This window comes from Chryseobacterium cheonjiense, from assembly GCF_012927265.1.
GTDB classification, from domain to species: Bacteria; Bacteroidota; Bacteroidia; order Flavobacteriales; family Weeksellaceae; genus Chryseobacterium; species Chryseobacterium cheonjiense.
The window spans coordinates 1-16,101 of the sequence record NZ_JABBGF010000003.1; the positions used below are offsets into that span (position 1 = coordinate 1).

The following is a 16,101-nucleotide window of genomic DNA, read 5'->3' on the forward strand; positions in this document are numbered from 1 at the left end:
GACGACAACTGCCCTAGCCTCGATAGTAACGGTTACCCCGCAGTAAGGATGGGAATGTGTGGACTTAGTAAGGCACGTACCGGAACGAGGAGTAAAAGTGGATAGCGAGAGAAAGCTTCTGAAAATATTTTAGAGTTTATTTTGCATTTATCGTATATTTCTGAATAGTACTTTCCATTTTGATAATTGTATTTGTTTAAGGGACACCTTGGACTGTCTGTGATAGACGTTTTGGGAATTTAACTGATGCTTTTGAATAATGGAAGCAAAGTATTTTAAACATTGCTGGTTAAAATGAAATTTTCATTTTGTAATACACGTAAGAAGATATAGATCAAAAAAAACCTTATACGAGATCGGTACAAGGTTTATAAAATTTTTGAATGATATATCATCAGCTCCAGTGCGGATCCGAAATCGAAGGATTGCCGTTTTCCAGGCGGCCTGCGAAATGCCAGATGTTTTCATCGGAAGTTATCTTGAGATCGTACCAGCCTTTGGTATTATCAAGACTGAATTTTAATTTTTCAGTCTGAATTACAGTTCTGCTTTTTTGAGTTTTTTCATATAAATCTTCTATCATAACAGAAACATTGCTTTCGGAGCACTTTTCAACCCATAATTCTACTAGATTTTTGGAAGGATTATGAATCAAGGATATTTTTAGCTTCGGAATATCGTTGCCTTTGAACTTCCTGAAGAAACCGTTAGGGCCAAAGACTTCATATTCATAAGTTCCTGGACGTACAGAATGGGATAATTCCTGGTGAGCATATAAGGCATACGAAAAATAAAAGTCATCTTCATCGAATCTTGTTCTGTCATAAATAATAAGCGGAACAGCCCTTTCTTTTAAATTTTTCATGCTAATTTTTCCTTTTTCGAAGTTCACATGATAATTATAAGGAAGCGAGTGGGAAGGCTTAATCCCACGTTCCTGAATGGCAAGAAGACCGTCGTGCAGTTCGTTCTCTTTGTACCATTTTAAATCGGGTACAGGCTTATTTTTAGCAGCATTGATCGTTTTTGTATATTCTTTCTGATCCAGATAATGCATCTCCGGAATTTTTATATTAGGAGCATTGAACGCGGACGTCAGATCACCACAAATAGCCCTTCTCCAATCGCTGATATTGTCTACCGTAACGTCTTTATTAAATTTCTTATGAATAAAGTTTTCCAGGAACATCAGTACAGAAGTATGGTCTGAAACCTCGGAATTTACAAAGCCGCCTTTTGTCCATGGTGATGCAATAATCATCGGTACCCTGTAGCCAAGCCCAACGGTACCTTCCGCTTTTTCGTGGTCTTTCAATGAGGCAGAAGTCATATATTCCTGTTTGCTGCTCACATATTCAGCACCCTCTGGTCCGTTCATGTTTACAGGCTGGCTTGGATTTAATGGTGGGGCGAAAGGCAATACATGATCGAAATAGCCGTCATTTTCATCATAATTAATAATAAAGATTGTCTTTTTCCAGGTTTCAGGATCCTGCGTCAGGATATTCAGCACTTCGGAAATATACCAGGCACCATACCATGGAGATCCCGGATGATCTGAAAAATGCTCAGGAGCTATAAGCCATGATACCAACGGAAGCGTTTTATTATCAACATCTTTTCTGAACTGGTGCAATACGTCACCTTTCGGTACAACAAGCCTTTCTCCAATTTCATCATACCCGATTTCAAGACTATGGTAATCGGGATCATTTTTATTCGTAGTAAACGCTTTTTCGTGAAGATTTTTTTCTTTCTTTGAAAGTTTTGAAAACTGGTCAGGGTGATATTTTATTTGATCTTCCTCAAGTTCCGCAATTCTTTTTCCCAGGTTTTCTTTCTGATCCGGATTTTTTTCGATCTCTTTCTTCAAAAAGGCAATGATATTGGGAATATGTTCATAATACCCTTTTGAAAATTTTACGTTAAAATTTGAAAACCATTCAATAGGATTATCTGTAAAGTTACTGAGCCAGGCTTCCTGCTCACCGGACATTCCTTTTGGAAGGCTTATTTCATTCTGATAAATTTTCCAGGAAATTTCCTGCTCTTCCAGGATCTCCGGAAAGCTCTTCCATCTTGCCTGGTGGTTTTTATCATAATCGATATTTTCATTATATACATTGGCCTTCACTTTTCCTGTTTTTTGTTCACGTAAAGTTCCGGACCAGTGGAAGAGCCTGTTGGGTGTAGTTCCCGTCAATGAAGAACAAAAATACTGATCAAAGATTGTGAAGGCGTCTGCCAGCTGATAATAAAAAGGCAGGTCTTCACGGTTATAATATCCTAATGTTAATGGAATATCTTTATAGTTTTTATTGCCGGATGCTTTCGCCTGGAGCCAGCGGTCGTATTTTCCTTTATTCAGGGCATGTTGCTGATTATCCCACGAGTGGGGAAGCGAGCTCATCCAGGTAGATTTGGTATTTCTTAAATCCAGCCGGGCAGGGGCAGCATATTTTCCTTCATTACTTTTCTGGAAAAAAACAGAATGACCATCCTGCTTTTTAAAGGATCGCCGGTCCAAAAAACCTCGTACTCCTTTCAGGGCACCAAAAGTGTGGTCGAAAGAGCGATTTTCCTGCATTAGGATGACAACATGTTCAGCGTCATAAAAAGTAGACTTTGCTGCAGGCTCAATCATCAGTGCTTTCAGAATGGAAGGGTGTACAACACTTGAAGTTCCAAGTCCGGCCAGCAAAATGCCAGATTTTTCCAAAAATTCTCTTCTGTTCATATGAATTGTAATAGAAAGAAACCGCAAGTTAATGGGTTTCGCTTTAATTTAAAGAATATAAAATAATTTTAATGTTTAAATTAAAATCTGCTCAGAATCCCCCAATGGATTTTAATATCATTAAACTTGAACGGATTTCCGAATTCATTACCGTTGGAAAGCTGAAAACTCATAAGTCCGATCGGAATAAAGAAATTGAACCCTAGCCCGACACTGTATAGCTTGGGTTTTACATTCAGGGATTTATTATTGAGTTGCCCATATTGTCCGAAAACATCAAAAAATGCCTGGCTTCCGATAAGATACCGGTATTCTAAACTTCCATAATAAAAGAAATCTGCTGCCAATGAATTTTCATTAAAACCGCGCATCGAGTTCCATCCGCCGAAACGATATAATTCATTAGCGGAAAAATCGATCTTTGAATCCATCATAGCGCCTTCTGCTTTGATGTTGAGAAAATGATTTCCGTTAATATGATAATTGTGTTCACCGAAAAAGTAAAACTGATTCTGCGGAGATGTGATATTGTCTTTGGTATATGTTGTCGTAAGATAATCGTAGCCGGCGTTGATTCTTGTTTTGTACAGGAAAAGATCAATATCGGTAGGCTCTACCATTTCAAACCAGATCCCGATTCCTTTCTTGTTGTAATCTTTCCCCTGAACATATAGGGTGTCGATAATGCTGGAGCTTTCAAAAGTTCCCCGAAGACCTATTTTGTTTCTCGCATTAAGATGATAATAAAAAGCGGGAAGCGCTTTTACATTGGCAAAAGTAGAATCCTGACGGAAAATATTGATCTTCATATTCAATCCTACATTAGATTTGAAAAGGTATGGAACGTCTGCCTGGAGATCAAAGGTCTGTCCTTTATCCGGGTTTCGCTGCCAGTAAAGATTGATGGTTTCAAAGCTGTTGAATATGTTTCTGAAATTCACATTCAGCGTACCATTCAGCGTAAATTTATCCGTTTTATCGTTTCCGAAACCAATAACACCATCGAAACTGTTGGTCTTTTTCTTTTCCATGAAAAGGAAGATACTCGTTGAATCCTTGGTAAACATGGTCTGCGGAGGACGCTCAAGACTTATAAACGGTTGTCCCTGAAAGGATTTGTTAATTGCCAGCAGGTTTTTATCATCATACGTTTTGCCTTTAAACTCTTTTTCAAGATTTTTGATGAATCTTTTGGGAACGCTGGTGTAGCCCTTTACCACAAACCCGTCGATGGTTCTTTTATCATTTTTATTAATATCAAGCTCCACAACCGGATATCCGTTTTTCTGGCCCTTATATTTTGATTTTATTCTGCTGAATGCAAAACCGTCATCAATATAGGTTTTGTTGATACTCTTTTTAGTAGAGTCTAAGTTTTTGGTGAAAAACTCTTTTTTGACTTTTATTTTTGTAGATATTGAATCCGAAAGATTAACATAGGTCTGATTGAAGTTTTTTCCTTTATCATAAAATATTTCCGTGCTGTCGCCTTTTTTCTTTACCTCTTTCAATTGAGTAAAAAAATAACTATTTTGAGCCAGGGAATCCAGAAACTTTACTGCCGAAGCAGAATCTTTAACCTTCTTCCTCACTTTCGTTTCCGAATCAATCAGAAAATACGGTTTTTTCTGCGCCTGAATGAAAACGCAGAAGAGCATAAAAAATATTTTCAGAAATAATTTCAACGGCAATTTTTTTAAACTATTAAAATCTATTAAGTTATTAAGTCAAGTTAAGATTATTATTCTGATGTATTGTTATTCTTAATAATTGTAACTTCTTAAAATAAATCTTAATGGTTCAAAACATATTTATTTTAATTTTGTTCTAATAACTGAAACTAAGCAAGTTTATTGTATTTCTTCATCAGATTTTCATAAGTTCCCTGTGGAAGAATCCATTTCAGGGGAACACCGATCTTCTGTCCGAATTTTCCGAAATAGTAATGAACTTTCCAGGTATTCTTCTGCAAAAGCCGGTCTACATATTCCGCAACTTCCAGAGGATCTGTTCCGTCTCCTACATGGCTGTTCATCAATGCATACACTTTATCAAAAACATTTTTATATGGTTCTGAAACTTTCGTTTTTACACGGTTTTCCGCAATATTAGTTTTAATATCACCAAGATGAAGAGAGCAGACGTGAATATTCCACGGATAGACTTCATAGCGCATAGCTTCAGTCACTTTATCCAAAGCCGATTTCGATGCGGAATAAAATCCACGGAAAGGCAGCCCCATTTCACTTCCAATACTTGAAACATTGATGATTTGTCCGAATCTGTTTTCGCGCATTTTCGGCATTACGGCAGTCATCATCTGTACTGCACCAACCAAATTTAAATTAAATAACTTTAAAATGTCTTCCTTTGAAGAATCTTCCACGGCGCCTACCATTCCCATTCCGGCATTGTTGATCAAGACGTCAATTTTTGTCTCGGTTTTCAGTACTTCTGCGATAGCATTTTGTACCGCATCGTTATCCGTAACATCTGTTGGGATGGTTGTGAAGTAGCTGCTTTCGGTATGTTTTCTGCTGAGTCCATATACTTTATGGCCTTTTTTACCGAAGTATTCTGCCAATACGAAACCTATTCCTGAAGAGGTTCCGGTGATGATTATTGTTTTTGTATTCATGAGTTTTCAGTTAAAATAATTTTTAAATCTTCCCAAAACATGGGGTAGGATTTTTCAACCACATCTTCCTCTTCGATCTCTAATTCCTGGATTAGGCAAAACGGAGCAAAAGCCATTGCCATCCTGTGGTCCTGATAGGTTTTAATGATGATGTTTTCGTCAGGTTTTCCAAAGCTGACAGATTGAATCGTAGAATCGGTGATTTCCGTTTTTGTTCCGAGTTTTAATAGCTCATTGAACAATGCCTGAAGGCGGTCGGTTTCCTTTACCCGTAAAGTTCCTAGTCCTGATATTTCAAAAGGGAGTTGTAAAGCTGCCGCCGTTACACAAAGAGTTTGTGCAATATCCGGGCAATTGTTCATATCTAAAATGATCTTTTCAGGGAAAATAAATTCAGGATCCGGCTTTAGAGTGATAGTATGCTCTGACTCGGTAAAAATAGTTTCAATTCCGAAATAATCTTTATAAATTTTTACAATAGCAGAATCACCCTGGGTAGATTCTTTAAAAAAGCTTTTGAGATGGATGGTCTGTCTTCCCAATGCCGCAAAAGAGTAGAAGTATGAGGCAGAACTCCAATCGCTTTCTACTTCATAATTAATGATTGTTGATTGATGATTGAAAGGCTCAACTTTGATTGTGTTTCCTACAAAGCTGTTTTTAATTCCAAATCGGGTTAAGATATTCAGAGTCATCTCGATATAAGACTTCGAAGTTACTTCACCAAGAAGGTTTATTTCCAGTCCGTTTTCCAATTTTCCGGCAATGAGCAGAAGAGAAGTGATAAACTGGCTTGAAATATTTGCAGGAACAGCTACTGTTTTTTGAGTGATCTTCTGACCATGAATTTTCAGTGGCGGAAAACCTTCATTCTCCAGATATTCTATTTTCACACCAAGGTTCTGTAAAGCCGTGACAAGATTTTTAATCGGTCTTTCTTTCATTCTTTTGGAGCCTGTCAAAACCGTTGTTTTCCCTTCCTGAATGGAATAGTATGAGGTCAGAAACCGCATTGCTGTTCCGGCGTGGTGAATGTCTACATTTCCGGTATTTTGCTCAGGAGAGTCCTGCTTTTTTTCAAGGTCTTCACGAACTTCTGATGAAGTTTCCGAAAGTGCTTTTTTCAACAGCTGTGTGTCCTGCGAATTAGACAGGTTTCCGATTTTTATAGTATTGAACAGACTTTCTAAAATCAACAAACGATTCGAAATACTTTTCGAACCGCTGATCTGTATCGTCTGGTTTTCCTTTAACTCTGATTTTTTTAACTTCTTCATTATTTCTTCAGTAGTGAAGCTGGAGGCAGGAAGTTAAGTCGTAATGATTTCCGGCTTCCTCATCCATCTTCCAGCATTATTTTAATTTCTCATTATTCTGATGCCGCTCTTTATCTCTGTCGGTTTTCAGTTTCATTTTTTTATCGAAAGCTTCCTGCAGATTGACGCCGGTTTGGTTGGCCAAACATAATGTTACGAATAAAACATCTGCCAGTTCTTCGCCCAAATCTTTGCTTTTGTCACTTTCTTTTTCACTTTGCTCACCATATCTCCTTGCAATAATTCTTGCGACTTCGCCCACTTCTTCGGTCAGCATAGCCATATTGGTAAGCTCGTTAAAATAACGGACCCCAATTGTTTTGATCCATTCGTCAACTTGCTGCTGCAGATTTGTAATTTCCATTAGAGTCTGGGATTGATCTGTTGTTCCAGATTGATGATCTTGGTATTCAATCTGTTAATTTCTTCTTGCATCTCTTCAGCCTGTTCATAGGGCTTTCCTATTCTTTCGGTAAAGTCGGCAAATTTGCTAAAAGCTTTCCTTAGCACTACATATGATAAGATCAATACAATAAAGCCTCCTATTTTTACAATATTAAAATCCATTTTTCTATAAATTACTGATATTGATAAGCGCCTAAAGTAGGATTTGAAGTTCTTGAATTACCTGCAATATCCGTAGGAACCGTAGCTGCTACTGCTGCACTTCCTTTCCCGATAGCCGGCGAGTTCTGTTTAACCCTTAAATTCATGTGGGCTATAAAGTAATTAATAAACAGCGGATCCTGATTTTTCACCAGTTGAATGACACTTGGTGCCGTATCTAGGAACCCTGCTTCCGATTGATTAGAATATTTCAAAAGACAGTTTTCAAAAGTAAAATTAAACAACTGTCCCGGAGTCTGCTCAAAGAACACCGAATTTTCGCGATCAGAGTACACGATACTGTTTCTGACGTTCATAATCAATGCGCCTTGTTCGGTTTGGTTGGATTCGTTTTTCCATTCATTGGTTGCAAATATTCCGTTTCTGTTGTAAGACTGCAGAAGATCAGAATAATTGGCAATTGTACAATGAGCAAGATTATAGGTTCCTCCTCTGAAGGCGCCTATTGCAGATTCTCCGCAGTTGTTCATCACGAGGTTTCTCGCTGTAATCGTTGATCCGATAGAATAAATCCCGTATTCCTGGAAAGTATGGATGAATGAATTGCTGATCGTTGCATTAGCCTGCTTCATTTCCAGTCCTTTTGTTCCTCCGAAAAGTCTTGCATAATTCATATTTAAGGTAGAACCTGCTTCCATTTTAATAGAATTCCAGTTTTTAGGGATCGTATCGTATGCCGGATCGTTTCTGTCGCCGCGAAGCGTGACATTGTTGGCCAATGTTCCGTTGATATTTAATGTAGCTCCTGAGAGTACTTTCAGCCCGCTGTTCTTATGAAAATATACTTTAGTGCCCGGCTGTATATTCAGAATTCTGTTCTGATCGACCGTCAGGTCACCGTAGATTATTTTCGCTTTATTATTGGTCCAGGTCGTATTAGAGGTGATAATATTTGGATTAGACGGAGTTTTGATGAAAAATTCAGCATCCTGAACTACGGAGAAGAGTACTACATTTTGCTGTCCGGCAGGACTTTCGAAAAGGATTTTATCTTCTGCAATCGCTTCAGGGCCTGTAGCTTCCGGAGCGATTTCCACAAAAATATAGAGGCTGTCTTTTTTTCTCAATGCAACATCTTTAAAGTCAGATCCCGGTTTTCCGTCTACATTGATTTTATATAAAGATGAAGATCCTTTTTCAAGATGTATTCTCGGGATCAGAATGTCTTTATCTTCGTTATTATATACTTTTACAGCATATGTTTCTGAACGTACCTGGTGATAAACCGTATCGCAAAAGACGGTGTCTTTCGAAAAACTTAATTTTTGCGAAGGAGCATCAAAGCTGATGTCATCTTTGTTACAAGATACAGCCATAACAAGCATCCAGAAAGAAAAAGCCAGTAGTAATTTGATTTTCATCGAGAGTAAAAGTTAAATAAATTTCAAATGTAACGAAAATACTTTGAATTTCTTATGAAGAAAAAAATATTGACAGGTGTTTGCAAATTCAAAAAAATATTGTACTTTTGCAACCTAAAATTAGCAGAGAAATATCCATTACTATTTCGGAAGCAAACTTTAATTTTTAACATTGTATTATGAAACCGCAAGGTTACATGTGACATTAACAAAAAAAGAAATTTACACATGAAAAACGGAATCCACCCAGAAAATTATAGACTTGTTGTTTTCAAAGATATGAGTAACGACGAAGTATTTCTTTGCAAGTCTACAGCAGAAACAAAAGACACAATCGAGTACGAAGGACAAGAGTATCCTTTGATCAAAATGGAAATCTCTTCAACCTCTCACCCTTTCTACACTGGTAAAGTGAAGTTAGTAGATACTGCAGGTAGAGTAGATAAATTCATGAACAAATACAAAAAATTCGCTAAGTAATTTTTTGAGATTAAAAATATTTAAAGCTTTTCAGGAAACTGAGAAGCTTTTTTTATTGTAATTTTGTTAGACTTTGAATTTTTAACATTAAACTTAAAACTGAACGATGCAATTAGTATTTTCAGATGCACAATATTGGGAAGATTTTCTTCCGCTTACTTTTACCCGTCCCGTTGCAGAAATGCGGTGCGGAATTCTCAAGTTCTCCGAAAGATGGCAGAAAATTTTAGAGAATACTGAAATATCTTTTTTTACGGAAGCTTATTTACAGCAGAAATTCCCCGAACCTGAAAAAAAAGAAAGTCTTTTTCTGGTAACGAACTTTCTTCCGACTGATAGCGTTATCCAACAGATTAAAGATCTTAAACAAGGAGAAGCATTGGTTTATGAAGATGAATTAATTGCTGCCAAAATCAATATGGATGGCTTTTCCCTTCATCAGATTGAGAAGATGACCGATATCAAGGAAGATCTTGTGTTCTTTAAAAAGCCTTCGGATCTTTTCACGTATAATCAGAAAGCGATTGATTTTGATTTTGCTCTTCTTACGAAGGGTAGGGTTTCACAGGAGCTTTCCTCGACCAATGGATTTTTAGGGGATAAAAAAGATCTTTTCATTGAAGAAGGTGCACAAATTGAATTTTCAACCCTTAATACCAAAACAGGAAAGATTTACATCGGGAAGAACGCTGAGGTAATGGAAGGGTGTAACCTTCGGGGTCCGATAGCACTTTGTGAAGAATCCAAATTTAATTTAGGGGCAAAAATTTATGGTGCCACAACGGTGGGTCCGCATTCTAAAGTAGGAGGCGAGGTCAGCAATATCATTATTTTTGGATATTCTAATAAAGGTCATGACGGTTTTGTAGGAAATTCCGTAATCGGAGAATGGTGCAACCTCGGTGCCGATACCAATTCTTCCAACCTGAAAAATAATTACGGTAACGTAAAATTGTGGAATTACAGAACAAAAGCTTTTGAAGATACAGGACTTCAGTTTGCGGGCCTCATTATGGGAGATCATTCCAAAACGGCGATCAATACCCAGCTGAATACCGGAACGGTAATCGGTGTGGCATCCAATATCTTTAAAGAGGGATTTCCACCGAACCTGATAGAAAATTTCTCCTGGGGAGGCTTTAAAGGTGACGAAAAATTTAAGCTGGATAAAGCCTATGAAGTGGCAGAAAAAGTAATGGCACGAAGAAAAGTGGCGTTAACTGATGAGGATAAGGCTATTTTTAAACATATTTTTGACGAGTATTAAATAAAACCTCAGTGATAGCTGAGGTTTTAAATTTAGGTTAGTATAATGTTGATCAATGTATCTTCTTCTAAAGGCATATAAAGATGTATAAGTTGGCTGTCACAAATATAGGGATTGCTTATTGCTTTATCAATGTCATTTTATCCTTAGGTAATAATGGAACGAACTCCGAATAATTAGGACATTTAGAAGGGTCATAAGCTTCTTTATCTCTATCGAAACTCAAATACATTGTATTTGGATTATTTTTGCTTATTTCTATGAAAACTACACCGCTATCATTACAGTAATTAACGGTGCCAAAAAAATTAAGCATATAAGTTTTGTTTTGAATATTTATTCCTCTAAAATGTGTATTCTCGTCATTTATTTCATTCAAAGAAGAATAAAGTACAGTTCCATTAAAACTTTTTACTGAAAAACGGCCGATTAATTCATCCCATTTAACAGTATAACTTCCAAAATTAAGCTTCTTGATAAATCGGAACTCATATTGTTTATCTCCGTAAGTCCCTTTCCATGTACCTACGAATTGATCTAATCTGTTGTTAACGTCCTTTACGTATGTAACTGTTTCAGGAAGACCATCATCTGACTTAGAGTATTCGTAAGCTTGTTCTAATGAAATGGTCGATTGGGATTTACAAGACAAGCTTAATATTAATATTAGTATTGATATTACTTTTTTCATTTTAATTAAAGAAACAACTAGGAAAATGTTTTTTGATTATACTAAGTTTATATTAACAAGAATATATTGCTTAAGACATATTTTAAATTTTAATAGAATTCATGTTCATTATCTTAGGTGAGAATTTTATATTATATGTTCTAGGTAATAAATTTGAGATTAAATGGAATCGCAATAATGGATAGTATTAGCAAGAGTATATTTTCATATTTCTTAAAAAGTCTCATTGAAGAATTTATTATTGTTTTATCAGTCTAATGATTTTGTTATTTGGCATAATTGTTTTATAGCCATTTGGACAATTTGCAACTATATCATAATCTTGTAAAAACATTAAGCTCAATTGAGATAAATTACTAGGTTCTTTAAAATATATATAAACAAAACCTTTATCATTGCATTCTGCATTTCCCGAATAATAAAGTTTATAACCTTTTAAATTCTTATCAAATAAATAACCATTAAAGTGTGTGCTGTCATCAGGAAGATTTATAGTAGTTTCTAATATATTTCCATTATTATCTTTAACCAATATTTTTCCTATTAGCAAGTCCCAAGGCTTTTCTCCGTATAGCGAGAAATCTGATTTTTTAATAAAATGGAATTCATAGGTTCTTCCATCAGTGAAGCTTCCTTTCCATGTACCAACAAACTTATCCAATCTATTACTTATATCTTTTATCGAAGAATATTCAGGACAATTGATATTTTCACATTGAGAAATCTGATCAAGTGATATTATTTGCGCATTATAGGGCAAGAAACTTATAAGAAATAAAATTAATGTTATTATATTTTTCATGATATATTTATTTTGGACAATTTGAATCTGTTATTCCGCTTTTATCGCTATTCAATGTTTTGGTGGTGAATGTACCGTCATTATTCATTTTTACAAGACTTATTCCTTTTACAAACATTTGTTCATCAATGAATTTAAGAAAATTCATTTCATCAGAACGATTTTTATTTTTTAAGAAATAATTTATGTACATTTCGTTATATTGAACTTTACTATTTGCATATACCGTTTTTATCTGATTTGCATTTCCTGTAAAACGAATTTGATAAATTCCAGTACCAGATATCATTACAGCATAGATATTCTCTAAAGGTAATCCATTTTGTTGTGCAAGAGCTACCATTTGATTAAAATAGATGACATCAGCGGGCGAAAATATCTTAAACCCTATTCTTTCGACTTCATAGCCATCTTCATTAACATAGGTGAAATTATTAGGATGTGTATGTAAATAACCTTTCATATCTGATGTTGGATCACCTAAACTTAACGAATTAGAATTTGTATTTGTAGATGCATTATCTTTATACTCGAAGTTTCCATTAATTTTTTCTACATATCCAGTTTCTTTTTTTAAAGGTAATTTGCTTTTTAAATCATCTATTTTATTTTTAAAATCAGAATTTTCATTCTGTGCTTTCAGTTTCTCACACGGATCGGGTGTGTCCGGAGGATCGGGGTAATCATAGCCTAAGCCTGTTCCTCCGCCGCCACACTCTCCGGTTTCAGGATTTACATCCCCCAGACAGTCGGATACTGGCAGGGCAACCTCCACAAATTTACAAATGGTCTTCGTGCTTGATATGGGGTACTGATCACCATTGGCTCCTTCTACATAGCCTACCGTAATGGTTATCGTTCTGCATACCGAAACAACTGTACTTCCTCCCTTTGCAAACGGCACATTCTTCCCTGCAGAAGATATGCTTATGTTATCTTTTCCCGTAAAGATAAGCGCCTGGAAAAAATCATTGGCTTCAGGATCTTTATCTGAGAAGTGAAAATAGACTTTATTCTTTATTCTAAACACTTCAAGTGTCCTGACTACCTTATTGTCTTTCAGCACAGGAACGATCAGATAGCTTTCATTGAACGTATCCATGGTCATGGCATAATCCCAGAAAATACTTCCGTAAGTATTTCTTATATAGCTTTCGTTAGCATATCGGGTGTAGGCGTCTCGTACTTTACGGATGTAGGTCTCATCCTCTTTCCACAAGCTTGCGGAGCTTTCCTTCTTTAGCAAAGCATTTTCGGAAGTATTTTTCTCAGATGAAGAAAGTAGATCGTCATTTCTGCAGGATTGTAGGATAAAAAGAAATACGGCTATAAAAGATAGCCATGAAACAATTTTTCTTGTCATAGTTATTGTCTTAATGTTTAAAGATAATATTTTTAATTACTCAACAAAAGTGTGAAATATATTTTGAGAAAACACAGTGAAAAATTACTGGTTTCCATAATATTTTTTAAAAGAAAAACTATATACTTTAAAAGAGCATATAAGCTGAAAATTATTCATCAAAAATCATTTTCCAGAAGATTGATCAAAATGCAGAAAATGCAGAAAAATAAAGGGAGATAGATTAACTTTGGTAATCAGTTTTTTTCCGAAAAAATGATTACCTGAAATTTTTTTTCTTTTTGATGTAATAAAATGTAAAATCTGACTGTCTTACTTATAGAAACAAAACTTATGACCCAAGAAACTTTCAGAAGTACGGTATTCGTTCTCAAAAATGAGATGTATCGCTTTGCGAAAAGATTCGTCATGAGCAGTGATGAGGCGGAAGATGTAGTGCAGGACCTGATGATCAGGTTCTGGCAGAAGAAAGATGAGCTGGAGCAGTTCGGGAACTTAAAATCCTACGCATTGAAGGCGGTCCGGAACGAATGCCTGAATAGGCTGAAGCATCATGATGTAAAAATGGGGTTTGCCGATATGCAGCTTCACCGGTCAGAACTTTACAGCATGGAAGTGAATAATCTGAAGGAACACATTATCGGTTTCATTAATCAGCTTCCAGAAAAACAAAAGATGGTTATCCATTTGAAAGATGTTGAAGAATATGAAGTTTCGGAAATAGCAGAAATGCTGGAAATGGAAGAAAACGCAGTAAGAGTAAATCTTATGAGGGCAAGACAGAAAGTAAAAGAACAAATTTCACAATTGATGAGCTATGAGCAAAGACAAATTTCAAGATAAATACGATGAGATCTTCCAACATTTAAAGGAAGAAAAGATGGAGTGGGACTTTAAGGATTTCCTGAAGAAAGCGGAAGGTAAGGATGAGGTAAAAGAAGATCAGGCTCCCGTTATCCCGATCGACAGCAAAAATAAACCGGCTTTTCCAAAATGGTTCTGGATGGCGGCAAGCGCAGTAGTGCTTTTAACTGCAGGATTTATTTTTAATTATAATCACCAGAGTATTGAAGATCAGGCTCAGATGGTTGAAAATCAGATTAAACAACAGAAAAATAATTTCATCGAAGAAAATAGCGAGCAGCAGGCTCAGGTCGCAATAAACCAAGTGTCGGATTCTGTTGCCGGTATAAAAAATGATTCGGTATTTCAGGAAAATACAATCGCAGAAAAAGATTATTTAGATGAAATATTGCCGAAAAGAGGAAGGCTTAAAAAAGAAAGAAAGCCGAGATATGTTCATAATTCCTCTTATCGTAAAGCGGCAAAAGATTCCACAGGCTACAAAGATTCTTACGTTATCGTAAACGGAAAAAGAATTGAAAATGTGGAAGAAGCCATTAACGTGACTAAGTATTCATTCCAGATATTTGCAAATAACGTCAGTGAAAAATTAGCAAAACCAACAGTCGTTGACGACGATTATTAATTAACCCTTAAAAAGATTATGCTCCTGATCAGGCAATAATAATCAAAAAAATAAAATTGACTCATGAAAAAAATATTCATCATATTCGCATTTGCCTTCTCACAGTTTTTTAATGTGTACGGGCAGGATAAACTAGACCAGCTTTTTGACAAATATCAGGAGGTGGAAGGTGTAACCTCTATTAAAATCGCAAAACCGATGTTCGGAATGCTCAGCAATCTGGACTTGGGAGATGCCGAACTTGATCAGATCAAACCTTTATTGTCAAAAATAAACGGATTAAAAGTTTTCATCGCTGAAAAACCTCAGGATGCAAGTTCTATGACCGGACAAAAGCTGGCGCAGATCAACAGGGATATCAAATCGTATTTAAGCAATCTCAATTACAGTGAGATCATGACGATGAACAGCAATGGGGCAAAAATTAAATTTCTGTCTGCTGAAGAGAAAAATGGAATTCTGGATGATCTGCTATTGAGCATAGACAGCGGAGGCGAAGAAAGCATCCTGATAAAATTGGATGGCAAGCTTTCTATGAATGACATCAATAAAATCATCAACTCTACCGAAACCAAAACAAACCCTGTTACCAATACCAAAAACAGTTTTGTTTCCCAGGATACCTCTTCTTATCTCAACGGGGAGTCCAGAAATGTAGGAGAATTTTCGGGAGTTCATGTAAGTACAGGTGTGATCGTAAACTTCAAACAGGAAAGCCCTACGACGGTAAAGGTAATTGCCGATGCAGACAAACTTCAGTATATCGTGACAAAAGTTGATAACGGTGTCCTGAAAGTATATGTTGATAACAAAGGACAGAAAAATTTAAAGTTCAAAAATATCAGCGTAAATGTTTCTTCACCAAGAATAGACAATATTAAAACCTCTTCCGGAGCTATATTTAATGCCGTCAATACAATTAATGAGAATACGGTTTCGGTTGATCTTTCATCGGGATCTGTAGTGAACGGAAACTTTAATATTTCTGATAATGCTAAAGTGGAGCTGAGTTCCGGAGCTGTTATCAATTCTACCATTAACTCGAAGCAGGCTAATATTAAAGCATCAAGCGGTGCATTGGCAAACCTCAACGGAAGAGTTAATACAGGAACTATAGATGTAAGCAGTGGTGCGGTTTGCAATTCCGAAAAGTTTCAGGTTAATGATCTTGAGGCTGAGGCAACATCGGGTGGAATGGTTAACGGCTATGCAGTAGACCGTTTAAAGGCAACGGCATCTTCGGGTGGAAGTATTAAATACAAAGGAAATCCGAGAGTAGAGGCAAATATCAGCAAAATGTCAGGCGGAAGCTTAAAACCAATTAATTAAA

Annotated in this window: 15 protein-coding genes; 5 read left to right on the top strand and 10 right to left on the bottom strand. The window is 36.2% G+C overall.

Translation table 11 applies throughout. The features are described 5' to 3' along the window. Window positions 1–394: 394 nt before the first annotated feature. From HHL20_RS14875 to HHL20_RS14905, 7 genes are all read right to left on the bottom strand, one after another. Window positions 395–2,737 (bottom strand): phosphocholine-specific phospholipase C, encoded by a 2,343-nt coding sequence (locus HHL20_RS14875; RefSeq protein ID WP_169231991.1) that lies wholly within the window; start codon window positions 2,735–2,737, stop codon window positions 395–397. An 80-nt stretch (window positions 2,738–2,817) separates the two neighbouring features. Next, window positions 2,818–4,395 (bottom strand): BamA/TamA family outer membrane protein, encoded by a 1,578-nt coding sequence (locus tag HHL20_RS14880; protein WP_169231992.1) that lies wholly within the window; start codon window positions 4,393–4,395, stop codon window positions 2,818–2,820. 182 nt (window positions 4,396–4,577) lie between these two features. Beyond that, window positions 4,578–5,375, bottom strand: a complete 798-nt coding sequence (locus HHL20_RS14885; RefSeq protein ID WP_169231993.1) for an SDR family oxidoreductase — start codon at window positions 5,373–5,375, stop codon at window positions 4,578–4,580. Next, window positions 5,372–6,652: a 3-phosphoshikimate 1-carboxyvinyltransferase gene (aroA, locus tag HHL20_RS14890; RefSeq protein ID WP_169231994.1), complete on the bottom strand. Its 1,281-nt coding sequence runs from the start codon at window positions 6,650–6,652 to the stop codon at window positions 5,372–5,374. The genes HHL20_RS14885 and aroA overlap by 4 nt, the downstream gene beginning before the upstream one ends. A 76-nt stretch (window positions 6,653–6,728) precedes the next feature. Further along, entirely contained in the window at window positions 6,729–7,055 is a 327-nt protein-coding gene (locus HHL20_RS14895) for a nucleotide pyrophosphohydrolase (RefSeq protein ID WP_169231995.1), read from the bottom strand. After that, complete coding sequence (locus HHL20_RS14900) at window positions 7,055–7,258, bottom strand: hypothetical protein (protein ID WP_169231996.1); 204 nt, start codon at window positions 7,256–7,258, stop codon at window positions 7,055–7,057. The genes HHL20_RS14895 and HHL20_RS14900 overlap by 1 nt, the downstream gene beginning before the upstream one ends. 11 nt (window positions 7,259–7,269) lie before the next feature. Beyond that, complete coding sequence (locus tag HHL20_RS14905; RefSeq protein WP_169231997.1) at window positions 7,270–8,679, bottom strand: hypothetical protein; 1,410 nt, start codon at window positions 8,677–8,679, stop codon at window positions 7,270–7,272. Window positions 8,680–8,907: 228 nt separating this feature from the next. On the opposite strand from HHL20_RS14905, the gene HHL20_RS14910 reads away from it, so the two are divergent. Continuing rightward, window positions 8,908–9,159 carry a type B 50S ribosomal protein L31 gene (locus HHL20_RS14910; RefSeq protein ID WP_002976190.1) on the top strand — a complete coding sequence of 84 codons (252 nt, stop codon included), beginning with the start codon at window positions 8,908–8,910 and terminating at the stop codon, window positions 9,157–9,159. Window positions 9,160–9,265: 106 nt separating this feature from the next. After that, window positions 9,266–10,426 (top strand): GlmU family protein, encoded by a 1,161-nt coding sequence (locus HHL20_RS14915; protein ID WP_169231998.1) that lies wholly within the window; start codon window positions 9,266–9,268, stop codon window positions 10,424–10,426. A gap of 118 nt (window positions 10,427–10,544) precedes the next feature. Here HHL20_RS14915 and HHL20_RS14920 read toward each other — a convergent pair whose 3' ends face one another. From HHL20_RS14920 to HHL20_RS14930, 3 genes are all read right to left on the bottom strand, one after another. Beyond that, on the bottom strand, window positions 10,545–11,117 hold the full coding sequence (locus HHL20_RS14920; protein WP_169231999.1) for a DUF6705 family protein: 573 nt from the start codon (window positions 11,115–11,117) through the stop codon (window positions 10,545–10,547). A gap of 238 nt (window positions 11,118–11,355) precedes the next feature. Further along, window positions 11,356–11,919: a DUF6705 family protein gene (locus HHL20_RS14925; protein ID WP_169232000.1), complete on the bottom strand. Its 564-nt coding sequence runs from the start codon at window positions 11,917–11,919 to the stop codon at window positions 11,356–11,358. A 7-nt stretch (window positions 11,920–11,926) separates the two neighbouring features. Further along, window positions 11,927–13,282, bottom strand: a complete 1,356-nt coding sequence (locus HHL20_RS14930; protein WP_169232001.1) for a hypothetical protein — start codon at window positions 13,280–13,282, stop codon at window positions 11,927–11,929. Between the two features lie 333 nt (window positions 13,283–13,615). Here HHL20_RS14930 and HHL20_RS14935 point away from each other — a divergent pair, with 333 nt between their 5' ends. The 3 genes from HHL20_RS14935 (at window position 13,616) to HHL20_RS14945 (ending at window position 16,100) form a co-directional block, all read left to right on the top strand. Then, window positions 13,616–14,125, top strand: coding sequence for an RNA polymerase sigma factor (locus HHL20_RS14935; RefSeq protein WP_169232002.1), 510 nt, complete (start codon window positions 13,616–13,618; stop codon window positions 14,123–14,125). After that, window positions 14,100–14,771 carry a hypothetical protein gene (locus tag HHL20_RS14940; RefSeq protein ID WP_169232003.1) on the top strand — a complete coding sequence of 224 codons (672 nt, stop codon included), beginning with the start codon at window positions 14,100–14,102 and terminating at the stop codon, window positions 14,769–14,771. Before HHL20_RS14935 ends, HHL20_RS14940 begins: the two co-directional genes overlap by 26 nt. 63 nt (window positions 14,772–14,834) lie before the next feature. Then, on the top strand, window positions 14,835–16,100 hold the full coding sequence (locus HHL20_RS14945; protein ID WP_169232004.1) for a DUF4252 domain-containing protein: 1,266 nt from the start codon (window positions 14,835–14,837) through the stop codon (window positions 16,098–16,100). The last annotated feature ends 1 nt before the right edge of the window (window position 16,101 follow it).

What these genes read in the sequence shown, in the direction of transcription:
- HHL20_RS14920 (WP_169231999.1), bottom strand. Translation starts at nt 11,117, where the DNA reads ATGAAAAAAGTAATATCAATACTAATATTAATATTAAGCTTGTCTTGT.
- HHL20_RS14945 (WP_169232004.1), top strand. Translation starts at nt 14,835, where the DNA reads ATGAAAAAAATATTCATCATATTCGCATTTGCCTTCTCACAGTTTTTT.
- HHL20_RS14905 (WP_169231997.1), bottom strand. Translation starts at nt 8,679, where the DNA reads ATGAAAATCAAATTACTACTGGCTTTTTCTTTCTGGATGCTTGTTATG.
- HHL20_RS14910 (WP_002976190.1), top strand. Translation starts at nt 8,908, where the DNA reads ATGAAAAACGGAATCCACCCAGAAAATTATAGACTTGTTGTTTTCAAA.
- HHL20_RS14880 (WP_169231992.1), bottom strand. Translation starts at nt 4,395, where the DNA reads ATGCTCTTCTGCGTTTTCATTCAGGCGCAGAAAAAACCGTATTTTCTG.
- HHL20_RS14900 (WP_169231996.1), bottom strand. Translation starts at nt 7,258, where the DNA reads ATGGATTTTAATATTGTAAAAATAGGAGGCTTTATTGTATTGATCTTA.
- aroA (WP_169231994.1), bottom strand. Translation starts at nt 6,652, where the DNA reads ATGAAGAAGTTAAAAAAATCAGAGTTAAAGGAAAACCAGACGATACAG.
- HHL20_RS14885 (WP_169231993.1), bottom strand. Translation starts at nt 5,375, where the DNA reads ATGAATACAAAAACAATAATCATCACCGGAACCTCTTCAGGAATAGGT.
- HHL20_RS14930 (WP_169232001.1), bottom strand. Translation starts at nt 13,282, where the DNA reads ATGACAAGAAAAATTGTTTCATGGCTATCTTTTATAGCCGTATTTCTT.
- HHL20_RS14875 (WP_169231991.1), bottom strand. Translation starts at nt 2,737, where the DNA reads ATGAACAGAAGAGAATTTTTGGAAAAATCTGGCATTTTGCTGGCCGGA.
- HHL20_RS14935 (WP_169232002.1), top strand. Translation starts at nt 13,616, where the DNA reads ATGACCCAAGAAACTTTCAGAAGTACGGTATTCGTTCTCAAAAATGAG.
- HHL20_RS14895 (WP_169231995.1), bottom strand. Translation starts at nt 7,055, where the DNA reads ATGGAAATTACAAATCTGCAGCAGCAAGTTGACGAATGGATCAAAACA.
- HHL20_RS14940 (WP_169232003.1), top strand. Translation starts at nt 14,100, where the DNA reads ATGAGCAAAGACAAATTTCAAGATAAATACGATGAGATCTTCCAACAT.
- HHL20_RS14915 (WP_169231998.1), top strand. Translation starts at nt 9,266, where the DNA reads ATGCAATTAGTATTTTCAGATGCACAATATTGGGAAGATTTTCTTCCG.
- HHL20_RS14925 (WP_169232000.1), bottom strand. Translation starts at nt 11,919, where the DNA reads ATGAAAAATATAATAACATTAATTTTATTTCTTATAAGTTTCTTGCCC.